The organism is Nocardioides zeicaulis, from assembly GCF_042432345.1.
Classification (GTDB): Bacteria; Actinomycetota; Actinomycetes; order Propionibacteriales; family Nocardioidaceae; genus Nocardioides; species Nocardioides zeicaulis.
In genome coordinates this window covers 756767-773383 of the sequence record NZ_JBHLXH010000001.1, presented here as the reverse complement: position 1 = coordinate 773383, position 16617 = coordinate 756767, and the positions used below count along the sequence as shown (strand labels likewise).

The window sequence follows — 16617 nt, the reverse complement described above, 5'->3', positions numbered from 1 at the left end:
CGGGCGTCGCCGGCCCACCCGGGTGTCGGTGCGGACCGGCAGACTGTGCCCATGAGCACGCCCGACGACTCCACGCCCGCCGCTGCCGTCGCGAGCGCACCGCCCGAGGCCCGCGAGCGCCACCGCGAGCTGAGCGAGCAGGTCGAGGACGCCCGCTGGCGCTACTACGTCCTCGACGACCCCACGCTGTCGGACGCCGACTTCGACGTGCGGCTGCGCGAGCTTGAGGGCCTCGAGGAGCGGTTCCCCGAGCTGCGCACCCCCGACTCGCCCACCCAGAAGGTCGGCGGCGCGGTCTCCACCGAGTTCACGGCCGTCGACCACCTCCAGCGCATGGAGTCGCTCGACAACGCCTTCAGCTTCGAGGAGCTCGGCGCCTGGCACGCCCGGATCCTGCGTGAGGGCATCGAGCCCCCGGCGCTGCTGTGCGAGCTCAAGGTCGACGGCCTGGCGATCAACCTGCTCTACGAGGACGGGCGCCTGGTCCGGGCCCTCACCCGCGGCGACGGCCGCACGGGGGAGGACGTGACCCCCAACGTCAAGACCATCGCCACCGTCCCGCACCGGCTCGCCGGCACCGACGACCACCCGGTTCCGGCCCTGCTCGAGGTGCGCGGCGAGGTCTTCCTCACCACGGAGGCGTTCGACCGCCTCAACGCCTCGATGGCCGACGCCGGCAAGCCGATGTTCGCCAACCCGCGCAACGCAGCGGCGGGCTCACTGCGCCAGAAGGACCCGCGGGTCACCGCGACGCGCGACCTCGGCATGGTCTGCCACGGCATCGGGGCCCGCGAGGGCTTCGACCCGCCGACGCAGAGCGCGGCCTACGACGCCCTGCGCGCGTGGGGCCTGCCCACCTCCGAGGAGGTCCGGGTGGTGGCGACCCTGGCCGAGGTCGAGGCGCGCATCGAGCACGTCGGCGAGCACCGCCACACCATCGTCGGCCACGAGATCGACGGCCTCGTGGTCAAGGTCGACGACGTGTCGCTCCAGCGCCGGCTCGGGTCCACCAGCCGGGCGCCGCGCTGGGCGATCGCCTACAAGTACCCGCCGGAGGAGGTCAACACGCTCCTCAGGTCGATCGAGGTCAACGTCGGCCGCACCGGCCGCGTGACGCCCTACGGCGTCATGGAGCCCACCAAGGTCGCCGGCTCCACGGTGGAGAACGCGACGCTCCACAACGCCCACGAGGTGCGGCGCAAGGACGTCCGTCCGGGCGACACCGTGATCCTGCGCAAGGCCGGTGACGTGATCCCCGAGATCCTCGGACCGGTGCTCGCACTGCGACCCGAGGGCCTGGCGGAGTGGGTGATGCCCACCGAGTGCCCCGCGTGCGGCACGCCGCTGGCGCAGCAGAAGGAGGGCGACAAGGACCTGCGCTGCCCCAACCACGAGAAGTGCCCCGCCCAGGTGCGCGAGCGGGTCTTCCACGTCGCCGGGCGCGGCGCCTTCGACATCGAGGGGCTGGGCTACGAGGCGGCCGTCGCGCTGCTCGAGGCCGGAGTGATCACCAACGAGGGTGACCTGTTCGACCTCGACGAGGCAGCGCTGCTCCGGGTGCCGCTGTTCACCCGCGCGCCCAAGAAGGGGGAGGAAGGCCCGCAGCTCAGCGCCAACGGCGCACGCCTGCTGGCCAACCTCCACGAGCGCAAGACCAGGGTGCCGCTGTGGCGGGTGCTGGTCGCGCTGTCGATCCGCCACGTCGGGCCGACCGCCGCCCGCGCCCTCGCCACCGAGCTGGGGTCGATGCGCGCGGTCCGCGACGCCGACGAGGAGACGCTGGCCGCGACCGAGGGCGTCGGGCCCACGATCGCTGCGTCGGTGCGCGAGTGGTTCCACGGCGCCAGCGAGGGCGACGCGGAGTCCGAGGAGATCGGCGACAACGCCGCCTGGCACACCGCGATCGTCGAGAAGTGGGAGGCGGCCGGCGTCGCCATGGCCGACGAGCGCGACGACTCCGTCCCGCGCACGCTCGAGGGGCTCACGGTGGTGGCCACCGGCTCGCTCCAGGGCTTCACCCGCGACTCGGTCAAGGAGGCGATCATCGCCCGCGGCGGCAAGGCCTCCGGCTCGGTGTCGAAGAAGACCGACTACGTCGTCGTCGGGGAGAACGCCGGCTCGAAGGCGGAGAAGGCCGAGCAGCTCGGCGTGCCCGTGCTCGACGAGGAGCAGTTCGTGCGGCTCCTCGAGGCAGGCCCCGAGGGGCTCGCCTGACGAGCCACCCCGGCTGGTCGCCGCAGGACGGGCAGGGCCGGGCGCGCCTCGGGTGTGGGCGGCTGTCCGGCGGGGTACGCGGGTGGGGAGGATCCCGCGACAACCAACGGGCTGCGCGCGAGGTCTGACTCCTGAGGTGCCGTCTCGGGCACTCACGCATCGAAAGGTCGACCGATGTCCCTGCCTCCCCCCACGCTCCACCGCACCCTTCTGCGCGCCGCCGTCGTGGCGCTCGCGCTCACGCCGCTCGCCGCGCTCGGCGCGCCCGCCCAGGCGGCCGCTCCCACCTGCGGCGGCGTCCGGGCCACGATCGTCGGCAACGACCGGGCCAACTCGATCACCGGCACCGACAAGCGGGATGTCATCGTCGCGCGCGGCGGCAACGACACCATCCGCGGGCTCGGGGGCAACGACCTGATCTGCGGAGGCGACGGCGCCGACACGATCGTCGGCGGCCCCGGCAACGACCGGCTGTGGGGCGAGACCGACCTCGTCCGGCTCGACCAGTACGGCCGGGTGGTCAAGAAGGGCGACACGATCACCGGCGGCGAGGGCGACGACGCGATCGACCTCGGCTACGACCCGCGCCCGTCCACCGAGGGCACCGAGCCGGTGCTCGACGGGGTGTCCTACGCCAACGCGACCGCAGCGGTCGTGGTGGACCTCAGGGCCGCCACCACCGTGCCGATCGCCGCCGAGGGCAACGACACCCTGACCGGCTACGACGGCGGCATCCGCCTGGTCGCCACCGACCTGGCCGACACGATCAAGGGCACCAACAAGGACGACGTGATCCTGACCCGCGGCGGCGACGACACCGTCTTCGGTCGCGGCGGGGACGACACGATCGCCGCCGACACCGCCGGGCAGGTGGGCAACGACCGGATCTACGGCGAGGCCGGCGACGACCGCATCTCCGGCGCCGTGGGTGTGGACACCTTCGTCGGCGGCAGCGGCAGCGACGTCCTCGCCACGACCTCCGAGCTGCACCAGGTGCTGCGCGGGGGCAGCGGGGTCGACACCGTCACGTTCCCGCTCCCCCTGGAGTCGGGCTTCGTCGCCAAGGGCTACGGCGGCCAGGACAGGCTGCGGCTGCTGCCCAGCTCGAACCCCGCGCTCAAGCCCACGCTGCGCCTCGACCAGCAGAGGAGGACGACCATCCGCGGCCTCCAGCCCTACACCCTGGAGGGCAAGATCACCGGCTTCAGCGACGTCCAGCTCCCGGCCCGGACGCTGTCGGTGTTCAAGGGCAGCAACGAGTCCGAGGTCATCACCGCCAACCCCGACTACCGCGTGATGGTCTACGGCCGCGGAGGGGCCGACGTCATCACCGGCTCCGACGAGGCCGACCGCCTCGACGGCGGCAAGGGCTTCGACATCGTCCGGGGCCGGGGCGGCAACGACACCTGCAAGGCAGCGGAGAAGCGCTCGAGCTGCTGAGCGCCTCCGTCGCCCGCCCCGCGCGCGACGTGCTCAACCGCCGCTCCACCCGGGTCGCTCGGTGCGCCCGGGCGGAGCGCTGTCGGCGACGGCGCGCCACTCTCCTAGGATTGCCCCCATGCCTGAGATCTCCCGGGAGGAAGTGGCCCACCTCGCCACCCTCGCCCGCATCGACCTCTCCGACGCCGAGCTCGACCACCTCGCCCCCCAGCTGAGCGTGATCCTCGAGTCCGTCGCCTCGATCAACGGGGTCGCCGGGGACGACGTGCCGCCCACCTCGCACGCGATCCCGCTGACCAACGTCTTCCGCGAGGACGTCGTGGTGCCCGGCCTGACGGCCGAGGAGGCGCTGTCCGGCGCCCCGGCCGTGGAGGAGCAGCGCTTCTCCGTGCCGCGGATCCTGGGCGAGGAGGCCTGATGAGCGACCACACCCGCCGCACCGCGGCCGAGCTCGCCGACGCGCTCGCCGCCGGCGACGTCACCTCCGTCGAGCTGACCGAGGCCCACCTGGCGCGCATCGCGGCCGTCGACACCGACGTGCACGCGTTCCTCCACGTCGACGCCGACGGCGCCCTCGCCGACGCCGCCGCCTCCGACGCCCGCCGCGCGAGCGGCGAGACGCGCGGCGTGCTCGACGGCGTGCCGATCGCGGTCAAGGACGTCCTGGCCACGCGCGGCCTGCCCACGACCTGCGGCTCGAAGATCCTCGAGGGCTGGGTCCCGCCCTACGACGCCACGGTCGTCACGCGCCTGCGCGAGGCGGGCCTGCCGATCCTGGGCAAGACCAACATGGACGAGTTCGCCATGGGCTCCTCCACCGAGCACTCGGCCTACGGCCCGACGCGCAACCCGTGGGACCTCGACCGGATCCCCGGCGGCTCCGGCGGCGGCTCGGCAGCGGCCGTCGCCGCCTTCGAGGCGCCGCTGGCCATCGGCACCGACACCGGCGGCTCGATCCGCCAGCCCGGCGCCGTCACCGGCACCGTGGGCGTCAAGCCCACCTACGGCGGCGTCTCGCGCTACGGCCTCGTGGCGCTCGCCAACAGCCTCGACCAGGCCGGCCCGGTGACCCGGACCGTCCTCGACGCGGCGATGCTGCACGACGTGATCGGCGGCCACGACCCGCGCGACTCCACCTCGATCGCGCAGGAGTGGCCCTCCTTCACCGAGGCCGCGCGCACCGGCGCGACCGGCGACATGAGCGGCGTCAAGGTCGGCGTCATCACCGAGCTGGCCGGCGAGGGCTGGCAGGCCGGCGTGATGGGCCGCTTCGACGAGTCGGTCCAGCTGCTCGTCGACGCGGGCGCGGAGGTCGTCGAGGTCTCCTGCCCGTCGTTCGTCCACGCCCTCGCGGCGTACTACCTGATCCTGCCGGCGGAGGCGTCGAGCAACCTCGCGAAGTTCGACGCGATGCGCTACGGCCTGCGCGTGACGCCCGACGGCGACCCGAGCGCCGAGGAGGTCATGCGCGCGACCCGCGACGCCGGCTTCGGCGACGAGGTCAAGCGGCGCATCATCCTGGGCACCTACGCCCTCTCCAGCGGCTACTACGACGCCTACTACGGCCAGGCCCAGAAGATCCGCACGCTCATCAGCCGCGACTTCGACGCCGCATTCGGACGCGTCGACGTCCTCGTCTCCCCGACCGCGCCCACCACGGCGTTCCGGCTGGGGGAGAAGCTCGACGACCCGATGGCGATGTACCTCAACGACCTCGCCACCATCCCGGCCAACCTCGCGGGCGTGCCCGGCATCTCGGTGCCGAACGGCCTTGCCGAGGAGGACGGGCTGCCCGTGGGCCTGCAGGTCCTCGCCCCGGCCCTGGCCGACGACCGGGTCTACCGCGTCGGCGCGGCCCTCGAGGCGCTGCACGAGAAGGCGTGGGGCGGCCCGCTGATCCAGCAGGCGCCCGACCTCGCCACCTCCACCGAGAAGGAGTCGGTCCGATGACCTCCACCAGCACGGACCTGATGCCGTTCGACGACGTCCTCGCGGCCTACGACCCCGCCCTCGGCCTCGAGGTGCACGTCGAGCTCAACACCGCCTCGAAGATGTTCTGCGGCTGCCCGGCCACCTTCGGCGGCGAGCCCAACGCGGGCGTGTGCCCGACGTGCCTGGGCCTGCCGGGCGCGATGCCCGTCGTCAACGGCAAGGCCGTCGAGTCGGCCATCCGCATCGGTCTCGCGCTCAACTGCGACATCGCCGAGTGGTGCCGGTTCGCCCGGAAGAACTACTTCTACCCGGACATGCCGAAGAACTTCCAGACCTCGCAGTACGACGAGCCGATCTGCTTCGACGGCTACATGGACGTCGAGGTCGACGGCGAGACGTTCCGGGTCGAGATCGAGCGCGCCCACATGGAGGAGGACACCGGCAAGTCGCTGCACGTCGGTGGCGCCACCGGTCGCATCCACGGCGCTGACCACTCGCTCGTCGACTACAACCGCGCCGGCATCCCGCTCATCGAGATCGTCACCCGCCCCATCCTCGGCGCAGGGGAGAGGGCGCCCGAGGTCGCCAAGGCGTACGTCTCGCAGCTGCGCGAGCTGATCGTCGCCCTCGGCGTCTCGGAGGCGCGGATGGACCAGGGGAACCTGCGCGCCGACGTGAACCTCTCGCTCTCGCCGAAGGGCAGCGGCGTGCTCGGCACCCGCACGGAGACCAAGAACGTCAACTCGTTCCGCTCCGTCGAGCGTGCGGTGCGCTACGAGATGCAGCGCCACGCCGCGATCCTGAGCAGCGGCGGCACGATCCTGCAGGAGACCCGCCACTGGCACGAGGACACCGGCATCACCACCAGCGGCCGCGAGAAGTCCGACGCCGAGGACTACCGCTACTTCCCCGAGCCCGACCTGGTCCCGGTCGCGCCGAGCCGCGAGTGGGTCGAGGAGCTGCGCGGCACGCTCCCGGAGAACCCGACCGTGCAGCGCGCCCGCCTGCAGGCCGAGTGGGGCTTCAGCGACCTCGAGATGCGCGACACCATCGGCGCCGGCGCGCTCGGCCTGGTGATCGAGACGATCGCCGAGGGTGCCGCTCCGCAGGCCGCCCGCAAGTGGTGGCTCGGTGAGCTGGCCCGGCGCAGCAACGAGGACGGCGTCGACCTGGTCGACCTGCCGATCACCCCCGCCGACGTGGCCCGCATCCAGGCCCTCGTCGACGAGAAGGTCGTCAACGACAAGCTCGCCCGCCAGGTCTTCGAGGGGGTCCTCGCCGGCGAGGGCACCCCTGACGAGGTCGTGGAGAAGCGGGGGCTCGCGGTCGTCTCCGACGACGGCGCGCTCGGCGCGGCCGTCGACAACGCCATCGCGGCCAACCCCGACGTCGCCGACAAGATCCGCGAGGGCAAGGTCGCCGCCGCCGGCGCCCTCATCGGCGCGGTGATGAAGGAGATGCGCGGCCAGGCCGACGCGGGCCGGGTCCGGGAGCTGATCCTGGAGAAGCTGACGGTCTAGACAACTTGTTACGGTGCAGGCGAGTCCCATTGGTCACATCACCAACCAACGCCTGCACCACGTGGGGGACGGCACGGCCCGCCGACGGGCCGTGCCTCCTGGCGGGCGGGAAGGAAGTCATGCACCATCTCAACCGACCCCTCCGGACGGCCACCGCCGTCCTCGCGACCGCCGCTCTCGGAGCCGGCGCGTTCGCAGCGGCACCGGCCTCGGCCGAGCCGTCACCTGCGCTGCGCGCCGCTCGCGCGGCAGCCAGCACCGACAGCACCCCGTCGACGATCGCGGCGACCTGGATCGCCGGCGAGCTCAGCAACGGCCTCCTCACCACCGGCGGCCAGCCCGACTTCGGCCTCACCATCGACGCCGGCATGGCGCTGTCGACCGTGGCCGACCAGGGCGGCACGGTGACCGCGATCAACAACTCGCTCGAGCCGCGCATCGCCGACTACGTCGGTGACGGCACGAAGGAGTCGTACGCCGGCGCGCTCGCCAAGGCGGCGACGTTCGCGCGAGTGGCGAAGCAGAACCCGACCAGCTACAACGGCGTCAACCTCATCACCCGGCTCGAGGAGCGCACCGCCGACGTCCCGGCGGACCCCGCCACCGAGCCGCAGAAGGCCGCCATCGCGGGGAGGATCTTCGACAAGTCTGAGTTCGGCAACTACGCCAACGTCATCGGCCAGTCCTACGCCGTGCGTGCCCTGACGCTCGCGCAGTCGACCGAGGCCGGTGCCGCCCGTGACTTCCTGCTCAAGCAGCAGTGCGCCTCCGGCTACTTCCGCGGCTCCTTCGACAAGGCCGACGCGCCCAGCCAGTCGTGCACCGAGGGTGTCGCCGGCAGCGAGGCCGACGTGGACGCCACCGCGCTCGTGGTCACCAACCTGGTCGAGTCGGGTGACAAGAGCCCGGCCGTCGTCGGCGCCCTGGCCAAGGCCGGCACCTGGCTAGCGAGCAAGCAGCGCGGCAGCGGGGCCTTCCGCGCCTCGGCCCCGGTGAGCCAGATCAACACCAACACCACCGCCGTCGCTGGGTACGCCCTCGGCCTGCTGAAGAACCGGGACGCCGCGATGAAGGCCGCGCTCTGGATCCGCAAGAACCAGCCGGTCGACAAGTACAAGTGCCGCACCGCGCTGACCAAGGACACCGGTGCCGTCGCGTACCGCAAGGACCGGGTCAAGGCGTCCACGACGACCGGCATCCCGGCGACCGCGCGCGACGAGTGGCGCCGCGCCACCACGCAGGCCGTCCTCGGCCTCCAGTTCGCGCCGGCCAGCAAGGACCAGCTCCGCATCGTCTCGGTCCGCAAGCAGGCGCGGTCGGGTGAGAACGTGCAGTTCCAGGTCTTCGGCCTCGCCCCCAGCGAGAGCGCCTGCATGCAGGTCAAGGGCGACTTCGTCCGCGTCAAGGGCAAGAAGACCGGCGACAAGATCGTCCGCAAGCTCCAGCTGCCGGCCGGCAACCAGCGTCGCGTCGGCCTGGTGAAGACCTCCGACGACGAGGCCCGGACCTCGCTGCGCGTCTTCAACTGAGCACATCCGCACCACCAGTCACACCCCTCGGCCCGGCGTCCCGCGACGCCGGGCCGAGGTGCGTCCGGGGCCGCGCGGGAGATACCCTGAGCAGGCTGCGCCCGTCCGGGCTCGGCACCACACACGCCCGAGCTGGGGAAAGCCGGTCCGAAACCGGCGCTGACCCGCAACCGTGGGCACGGGACGACGTCCCGTGCGAGCCGGAACACCCGCCTCGACGCGTCTTTGACCACCATCGCTGTCGAGGAATGCAGCGGGTTGACGGTTGCACCGCCGCCCTTGCTGTCGCAGTGAGGGAAGGAACCATGAAGAAGGTCGTCTCCGGCGCGCTCGTGATCGCCGCCGTCACCGCTGCGCTCTTCACCGCAGCACCCGTCCAGGCCGACGGCGCGCAGCCCCCGGCCACCTCTCGCTGGCTCGGCAAGCAGCTCGTGGGCGGGCTGGTGCACAACGACCAGTACGACTTCGACGACTACGGCCTCAGCATCGACGTCGGCCTGGCCCTCGACGAGCTCGGTCGCACCGCTGAGGTCAGGACCGTCCGCAAGGCACTCGCGGCCAACGTCGCGAGCTACACGACCGGGGTCGACTACGGCGCCAGCGACGTCTTTGCAGGGGCGACGGCCAAGGCAGCGGTGTTCGCCCGGGCAGCCGGTGCCGACCCGGCCGACTTCGGCGGTGTCGACCTCGTGGCCCAGCTGAGCCGCCGGATCGCGACCAAGGCCCCCATCGCGGGTCGCCTCCAGGACAAGGGCGCGGAGGACTACGCCAACGTCATCGGCCAGTCCTACGCGGTCGACGCCCTGACGGCTGCGCGCTCCCCGAAGGCGACCAAGGCGACCCGCTTCCTCCTCAGCCAGCAGTGCAGGGCCGGCTACTTCCGGCTCGACTTCACCGCGGACACGTCGGCGGGCGACCAGACCTGCGACGGCGGCAAGCGAGCGGGCGACAGCGCGCCGGACACCGACGCGACCGCTCTCGCGGTCCTCGCGCTCCTCGAGAACCCCAAGCCCTCCCGGGCGGTCGACGAGGCCGTCGAGCGGGCGGTGTCCTGGCTGGAGAGGACCCAGGCGCGCAACGGCAGCTTCGGGGGCGGACGGTCGACTGCGCGCGCCAACGCCAACAGCACCGGACTCGCGGCCTGGGCCCTGGGCTCCGCCGGGTCGTGTGCGCGCGCGACCAAGGCCGCGTCGTGGCTGCGCACGCTCGTCGTGTCGGGTGTCCCGGGCGAGAAGGGCGCCGTCGCCTACGACCGGGCCGCGCTGGCCGGCGCCCGCGACGGGATCAGCGTGGAGGAGCGCGACCAGTTCGTGCGGTCCACTGCCCAGGCGGCGCCTGCGCTGCACCACGCCGTGGTCAACGAGTGCGACTGATCCAGGTCGTGCGCCCAGGCGCCCCGGGCGGTCGCCCCGCCCGGGTCGCGGCACGTGCGTCGCTCGTCGCGCTCGTCCTGGCCGGAGGGGTCGCGGGAAGCCTGGACGGTGGTCGACCGGCTGAGGCGGCCACCTGCACCTCGGCGGGCGGGGTCAGCGTGGTCGTCGACTACCGCGAGCTCGGCGGCAGCACCGCGACCGCCTGCGCCACCGACGGCGGTGGGGAGAGCGCGGCTGCGGTCTTCGCCTCCGTCGGGGTCGACCTCACCTACGCCGCCCGCCAGCCGGGCTTCGTGTGCCGGGTGGAGGGCGTGCCGACCAGCGACCCGTGCGTCAACACCTCGCCGACCAACGCGTACTGGGGGCTGTGGTGGTCCGACGGTTCCTCCGGCTCCTGGACCTACTCCTCGTCCGGCGTCGGTTCGCTGACCGTGCCGGCCGGCGGCTCGGTGGCATGGTCCTGGCAGCAGGACCGGGGCGGGAGCCCGGCTGCCCCGGCGGTCGCACCTCCCGTGGGCCTCGCGTCGCCGAGCGCCACTCCCACTCCCAGCCAGTCGCCGAGCGCGACGCCCTCGACGGGTGGGAACGGCGGTTCCGGCGGGGGCAGCGGTGCCGGCGGCGGCAACGGCGGGGGACAGACCGGTGGCACGACCGCCGGCGCGAGCCCGTCGGCGTCGCCGAGCGCCACGACCTCGGCCTCGCCGTCCGCCACCCCGGAGCAGGACCCGTCCGCCAGTGCCTCCCCGCGCCCCAAGGCACGCACGAAGGCGAAGCCCGGGAAGGCCGGGAAGGCCGGCACCGAGGACCCGAGCGCGAGCGCCGACCCGACCGGAGCGCCCACCGACGAGGCCGGCGACGGCCCGTCCGGCGACGCCTCGCAGGGCGTGCCGACCGGTGCCGGTGCGTCCGCCGACGAGCCCGCCCGCGTGCCCGCCGCGGTCACCTGGGGCATCGTCGCCCTGCTGGCGCTCGCCCTCGCGGGCAGTGCCGTGGTGGCGCGCCGCCGACGGGGGACCGGCACGCAGTGACCCGGCCGTCGCTCGCGCGTGACCTGCACCCGATCGCCTGGTGGGCCTGGGCGGTCGGGCTGGCGACGGCTGCCTCGATGACCACCAACCCGCTGCTGCTCCTGCTCGTGATGGGCACGGCGTCGGTCGTGGTGGTCGCACGGCGATCCGGGCACCCGTTCGGCCGCTCGTTCCGGCTCTACCTGTGGCTGGCCGGGCTCACCGTCGTCCTGCGGGTGGTGTTCCGCATCCTGTTCGGCGGCCAGGAGATCGGGCACGTGCTGCTCCACCTGCCCGAGGTGCCGCTGCCCGACTGGGCGGCCGGGGTCCGGCTGCTCGGCCCGATCACCAGCGAGGCGCTGCTCGCCGGCCTCTACGACGGCATGCGGCTGGCGGCGATCATCGTGTGCGTGGGCGCGGCCAACTCGCTGGCCAACCCCAAGCGTCTGCTCGCCTCGGTGCCGCCGGCGCTCTACGAGGTCGGCACGGCGCTCGTCGTGGCGGTGACGATCTTCCCGCAGCTCGCCGACAGCGCCCGTCGGGTGCGGGCCGCCCAGGCGCTGCGGGGCGGCGCCACCTCGGGGGTGGGGCGGCTGCGCCGGTTCCTGGTGCCGGTGCTGGAGGACGCGCTGGAGCGCTCGCTCGCGCTGGCCGCCGGCATGGACACCCGCGGCTACGGCCGCTCCGGCGGGGCGTCGCGGCGCGAGCGGTGGACGACCGGCGCCCTGCTGATGGTCGCCCTCACCGGCATCTGCGTCGGGACCTACGCCTGGCTCGACCCGACGGCGCCGCGGGTGCTGGCGCTGCCGGCCCTCGCCGCCGGCGTGCTGGTCGCCGTCGCCGGGATGGTCAGCGCCGGCCGCCGGGTGGGCCGTACCCGCTACCGCCCCGACCCGTGGAACCCGCCTGAGCTGCTCACCGTGGCGGTCGGCGTCGCCGTCGCCGCCCTCGCCTGGCACCTCGGCCGCAGCCAGGTCGTGGTGGCCTACCCCACCGTGGACGTCGTGCCCTACCTCTCCCCGCTCGCGCTGGTCGTGGGGCTCCTCGGCCTCGTGCCCGCCGTGGCGACGCCGGTGCCGGCGACCGCACCGGCGCCTGCCGCCGCGCCCACGGCGCCCGTGGCCCACGAGGTGGCGGCGTGATCGGGCGGACCGTCCTGGAGCTGCGCGGCGTCGGCCTGCGCTACGACGACCAGCAGGTGCTGCGCGACGTCGACCTCACGCTCGAGGAGGGCGAGCTCGTCCTCGTGTCCGGACGCACGGGCGTGGGCAAGTCGTCGCTGCTCGGCGTCGTCACCGGGCTGGTGCCCCGCTTCACCGGCGGGGTCCTCACCGGCGACGTGCTCCTCGACGGCCGGAGCATCCTGCACCAGCCGCCGCGCGAGCGCGCCCACCTCGTCGGCTACGTCGGACAGGACCCGCTCGCCGGCTTCGTCACCGACACGGTCGAGGAGGAGCTGGCCTACGGCATGGAGCAGCTCGGCGTGGCGCCGGGGACGATGCGTCGACGCGTGGAGGAGACGCTCGACCTCCTCGGCATCGCCGACCTGCGCGCCCGCGACCTGCGCACGCTCTCGGGCGGGCAGCAGCAGCGCGTGGCGATCGGCGCCGTGCTGACCACCCACCCCCGCGTGCTCGTCCTCGACGAGCCGACCTCCGCGCTCGACCCCACCGCCGCCGAGGACGTGCTCGCCACGCTCACCCGGCTCGTGCACGACCTCGGCCTCACGGTCCTGCTGGCCGAGCACCGCCTCGAGCGGGTGGTGCCGTTCGCCGACCGGATCTGCCTGGTCACCGGCGACGGCTCGATCCGCACCGGGCTGCCCGGGCAGCTGCTGGCCGACTCGCCGGTCGCGCCGCCCCTCGTCGAGCTCGGCCGGCTCGCGGGCTGGGACCCGCTGCCGCTCACGGTGCGCGACGCACGACGCCACGCCCGCGCGCTGCCCGCGCTGCCCGAGCCGTCGACGCCCCCCGACGCCCGCGACGCGCGACCCCTGGTCGAGGCTCGGGGCGTCACGGTCGTGCACGGCCACACCGCCGCGGTGCGCGAGGTCGACCTCACCCTCGCCGCCGGCCGGGTGACGGTGCTGATGGGCCGCAACGGCTCGGGCAAGTCGAGCCTGATCTGGGCGCTCCAGGGCTCCGGACGCCGCAGGTCGGGCGCGCTGTCGGTCGCCGGCGACGACCCCGCCGCGCTGTCCGCGGCCCAGCGGCGTGCGCACGTGGGCCTGGTGCCACAGACCGCGGCCGACCTGCTCTACCTCGAGACGGTCGCCGACGAGTGCGCCGCCGCCGACTCCGGGGCGGGCGCCGTCGTCGGCACCTGCCGCGGCCTGCTCGACCGGCTCGCGCCCGGCATCGGCGCGACGACCCACCCGCGCGACCTCTCCGAGGGCCAGCGCCTCGCGCTCGCCCTCGCCATCGTGCTCACCGCCCGCCCGCCGGTCGTGCTGCTCGACGAGCCCACCCGCGGCCTCGACTACACGGGCAAGGCCGAGCTCGCCCGCATCGTCGCCGACCTCGCGGCCGACGACCACGCCGTCCTGGTGGCCACGCACGACGTCGAGTTCGCCGCCCACGTCGCCGACCTGGTGGTGGTGATGGCCGAGGGCGAGGTGGTCTCGAGCGGTCCGACCCGCCGGGTGCTGGCGGAGTCGCCCTCCTTCGCACCGCAGGTCACCAAGGTCCTCGGCGCGCCGTGGCTCGTCGTGGAGGAAGTGGCTGAGGCGCTCGCCGGGGTCGGCCGATGAGCGCCCCCGCAGGCACCGCAGCGCGGACGCGTCCGGCTCCTCCCGGGGTGGCGCTGCCCATCGGTCCGCGCACCGCGGCCGTCCTGGCGCTCGCCTCGCTGGCCGGGCTGATGATGCTCTGCTGGCCGCTCCTGCTGCAGGCCGAGCCGGGCCAGCGCGTCGAGCCGCCGTTCGTCTTCCTCGTCCTGCTGCCGCTCGTCATGGTGGTCGTCCTCGCCGAGATGGGCGAGGGAGGCATGGACTCGCGGGTCCTCGCGGTGCTCGGCGTGCTGTCGGCGATCAACGCCGTGATGCGGGGGCTGGGCGCCGGCACGGCCGGCATCGAGCTGGTCTTCTTCCTGCTCGTGCTCGGCGGGCGGGTCTTCGGCGCGGGCTTCGGCTTCGTCCTGGGCTGCACGTCGCTGTTCGCCTCGGCGCTGCTGACCGCCGGCGTGGGTCCGTGGCTGCCCTTCCAGATGATCTGCGCGGCCTGGGTCGGGATGGGCGCGGGACTGCTGCCGCGCCGGGTCACCGGCCGGGCCGAGATCGCCCTGCTCGTCGGCTACGCGGTGGTGGCGTCCTACCTCTACGGCATGCTGATGAACCTGTCGTCGTGGCCGTTCTCGCTCGGCATCGCGGTGCCCGGCCACGAGGGCTCGCTGTCCTACGTCGCCGGTGCGCCGCTGCTCGACAACCTGCACCGCTTCGGCGTCTACACGCTCCTGACCTCGACCGGCGGCTGGGACACCGGCCGCGCGGTCACCACGGCGGTCGCGATCGTGGTCCTCGGACCGGCCATCCTCACCACGCTGCGCCGGGCGGCCCGGCGCGCGGTGGTCACGGGCGCAGGACGATGACCCGGTCGTCGGTCGCGGTGGGCTCGCCACGACCGTCGCGGTTCGACGTGGTCAGCCACAGGTCGCCGTTCGGCGCGGTCACCACGGTGCGCAGCCGGCCGTAGTCGCCGTCGAGGAACGCCTTCGGTCGCGACGCGCGACCCGACGCACCGACGTCGACGCGCCACAGCCGCTGGCCCCGCAGCGCGGCCATCCAGAGGTGGCCGTCGGCGTACGCCAGCCCGCTGGGCGAGGCCTGCTCGACCGGCCAGACGAGGGCCGGGTCGGTGAAACGCGGCCCGCCGCCGGCACCCTCGACCTCCGGCCAGCCGTAGTTGCCGCCCTTCTCGACGAGGTTGAGCTCGTCCCACTCCGAGTCGCCGAACTCCGAGGCCCACAGCCGGCCCTGGTCGTCCCACGCGAGGCCCTGCACGTTGCGGTGCCCGAGCGAGTAGACCGGCGACCCGGCGACGGGGTTGCCGGGGGCCGGGTCGCCGTCGGGGGTGATCCGCAGGATCTTCCCGGCCAGGCTGTCGGGGTCCTGGGCGAGGGAGGGGTCGCCTGTCTCACCGGTCGTGACGTAGAGGTCGCCGTCGGGCCCGAACGCCAGCCGACCGCCGTCGTGGATGAACCCGCGCGGGATGCCGTCGAGCACGACCTCCGGCTCGCCGAGGCGGGTGCCGTCGAGGCGGGCGCGGACGACGCGGTTGTCGGCGGCGGTCGTGACGTAGAGGAAGAGCGTGCGGTCCTGCGCGAAGTCGGGTGAGACCGCGACCCCGAGCAGCCCGGCCTCGCCCTCCGGCGCAGTGGACCCGACGGTGCCCAGCACCGTGCGCGTGCCGTCGTCGTCGACGCGCAGCACCCGCCCGCTCATCCGCTCGGTGACCACGGCGGCCCCGTCGGGCAGGAAGTCGAGCCCCCACGGCACCTCCAGGCGGTCGACGAGCGTGCGGACCACGCGGGGCGCCCGACCGGCCTGCCCGTCGGCCCCGGGCCCGTCGCCGGTCGCGTCCCCCGTGCCCGCGGTCGGCTGCTCCGGCAGGTCGGTGGGCTGGGTGATGCTGGGGATCGACGGGGACTCCTCCCCGCCCCCGCACCCGGTCGCGACGCCCAGTGTGAGGGCCAGGGAGAGCGGGACCAGTCGCGACCTCATGCCGCGATTGTGCCCGGTGCGTCCGAACGGGCCGCGGCGCCGGCGCCGCTGCGGGTGGCCCCGACGGAGGCCGCCACGACGCAGGCGATCGCCAGCCACTGGACGGGGGAGAGGGCCTCGTGGAGCACGACGATCGCGGCCAGCGCCGCAGCTGCGGGCTCCAGGCTCATCAGGATGCCGAAGACGGCGGGGCGCAGGGTGCGCAGCGCCACCAGCTCGCAGCTGTAGGGGATCACCGAGCTGAGCAGGCCGACCAGCGCGCCGAGCAGCAGCACGCGGCCGTCCCTCAGGTCGCTGCCCGCGGTGAGGAGCGCAGGAAGGGTCATCCCGACCGCGGCCAGGACGCTCGCCACCGCGAGCCCGTCGAAGCCCTCCCAGCGCCGGCCGGTGCTGGCGCTGAGCAGGATGTAGCACGCCCAGGCGGCCCCCGCCAGGAGCGCGCACAGCACGCCGACCAGGTCGAGGTCGGTGCGCTCGAAGCCCAGCAGGACGACCCCGGCGGCGGCCAGCAGCACCCAGACCACGTCGCGCACGCGGCGTGACCCGAGCACCGCCAGCACCAGCGGGCCGATGAACTCGATCGTCACCGCGATGCCGAGCGGGATGCGCGAGAACGACTGGTAGATCGCCCAGTTCATCGTCGCCAGGCTGGCTCCGAAGCCCAGCACCACCAGCCAGTCGTCGCGGCTGCGACCGACGAGGCGGGGGCGGGCGACCGCGGCGAGCACGAGCGCGCTCGTGGCCAGGCGCAGCCAGACCATCGCGGTCGGCGCGACGACGTCGAACAGGCCCTTGGCGATCGCGGCCCCGAGCTGCACTGAGAGGATCCCGACCAGCACCAGCCCGACGGGCCCGAGCGCGGCACGGCTGGCTCGGTCGGTCACC

13 protein-coding genes are annotated in these 16617 nt (G+C 74.0%); 11 read left to right on the top strand and 2 right to left on the bottom strand.

Translation table 11 applies throughout. The annotated features are described in order from the left end of the window. Nucleotides 1-51: 51 nt before the first annotated feature. The 11 genes from ligA (at nt 52) to ACFFJG_RS03760 (ending at nt 14600) form a co-directional block, all read left to right on the top strand. A complete protein-coding gene (ligA, locus tag ACFFJG_RS03810; protein ID WP_378517277.1) occupies nt 52-2214 on the top strand; it encodes an NAD-dependent DNA ligase LigA in 2163 nt (720 codons plus the stop codon). A 174-nt stretch (nt 2215-2388) separates the two neighbouring features. After that, a complete protein-coding gene (locus ACFFJG_RS03805) occupies nt 2389-3654 on the top strand; it encodes a calcium-binding protein (RefSeq protein WP_378517276.1) in 1266 nt (421 codons plus the stop codon). Between the two features lie 118 nt (nt 3655-3772). Next, nucleotides 3773-4072, top strand: coding sequence for an Asp-tRNA(Asn)/Glu-tRNA(Gln) amidotransferase subunit GatC (gene gatC / locus ACFFJG_RS03800; protein ID WP_129400616.1), 300 nt, complete (start codon nt 3773-3775; stop codon nt 4070-4072). Beyond that, on the top strand, nt 4072-5604 hold the full coding sequence (gene gatA / locus ACFFJG_RS03795; protein ID WP_378517275.1) for an Asp-tRNA(Asn)/Glu-tRNA(Gln) amidotransferase subunit GatA: 1533 nt from the start codon (nt 4072-4074) through the stop codon (nt 5602-5604). The genes gatC and gatA overlap by 1 nt, the downstream gene beginning before the upstream one ends. Then, complete coding sequence (gene gatB / locus ACFFJG_RS03790) at nt 5601-7106, top strand: Asp-tRNA(Asn)/Glu-tRNA(Gln) amidotransferase subunit GatB (protein WP_378517274.1); 1506 nt, start codon at nt 5601-5603, stop codon at nt 7104-7106. The genes gatA and gatB overlap by 4 nt, the downstream gene beginning before the upstream one ends. A gap of 119 nt (nt 7107-7225) precedes the next feature. After that, complete coding sequence (locus ACFFJG_RS03785; RefSeq protein WP_378517273.1) at nt 7226-8635, top strand: prenyltransferase/squalene oxidase repeat-containing protein; 1410 nt, start codon at nt 7226-7228, stop codon at nt 8633-8635. Nucleotides 8636-8940: 305 nt separating this feature from the next. Then, nucleotides 8941-10008: a prenyltransferase/squalene oxidase repeat-containing protein gene (locus ACFFJG_RS03780; protein ID WP_378517272.1), complete on the top strand. Its 1068-nt coding sequence runs from the start codon at nt 8941-8943 to the stop codon at nt 10006-10008. Nucleotides 10009-10016: 8 nt separating this feature from the next. Then, nucleotides 10017-11036 carry a hypothetical protein gene (locus tag ACFFJG_RS03775; RefSeq protein ID WP_378517271.1) on the top strand — a complete coding sequence of 340 codons (1020 nt, stop codon included), beginning with the start codon at nt 10017-10019 and terminating at the stop codon, nt 11034-11036. After that, nucleotides 11033-12157 carry an energy-coupling factor transporter transmembrane component T family protein gene (locus tag ACFFJG_RS03770; protein WP_378517270.1) on the top strand — a complete coding sequence of 375 codons (1125 nt, stop codon included), beginning with the start codon at nt 11033-11035 and terminating at the stop codon, nt 12155-12157. The genes ACFFJG_RS03775 and ACFFJG_RS03770 overlap by 4 nt, the downstream gene beginning before the upstream one ends. Beyond that, on the top strand, nt 12154-13764 hold the full coding sequence (locus ACFFJG_RS03765; protein ID WP_378517269.1) for an ABC transporter ATP-binding protein: 1611 nt from the start codon (nt 12154-12156) through the stop codon (nt 13762-13764). Before ACFFJG_RS03770 ends, ACFFJG_RS03765 begins: the two co-directional genes overlap by 4 nt. Beyond that, the gene (locus ACFFJG_RS03760) at nt 13761-14600 is read left to right on the top strand and encodes an ECF transporter S component (RefSeq protein WP_378517268.1); all 840 of its coding nucleotides are present in this window, start codon (nt 13761-13763) and stop codon (nt 14598-14600) included. Before ACFFJG_RS03765 ends, ACFFJG_RS03760 begins: the two co-directional genes overlap by 4 nt. Here ACFFJG_RS03760 and ACFFJG_RS03755 read toward each other — a convergent pair. Continuing rightward, nucleotides 14581-15732: a PQQ-dependent sugar dehydrogenase gene (locus ACFFJG_RS03755; protein ID WP_378517267.1), complete on the bottom strand. Its 1152-nt coding sequence runs from the start codon at nt 15730-15732 to the stop codon at nt 14581-14583. The two genes, ACFFJG_RS03760 and ACFFJG_RS03755, sit on opposite strands and share 20 nt — an antisense overlap. Further along, a complete protein-coding gene (locus tag ACFFJG_RS03750; protein WP_378517266.1) occupies nt 15729-16616 on the bottom strand; it encodes an EamA family transporter in 888 nt (295 codons plus the stop codon). The genes ACFFJG_RS03755 and ACFFJG_RS03750 overlap by 4 nt, the downstream gene beginning before the upstream one ends. Nucleotide 16617 lies beyond the last annotated feature (1 nt).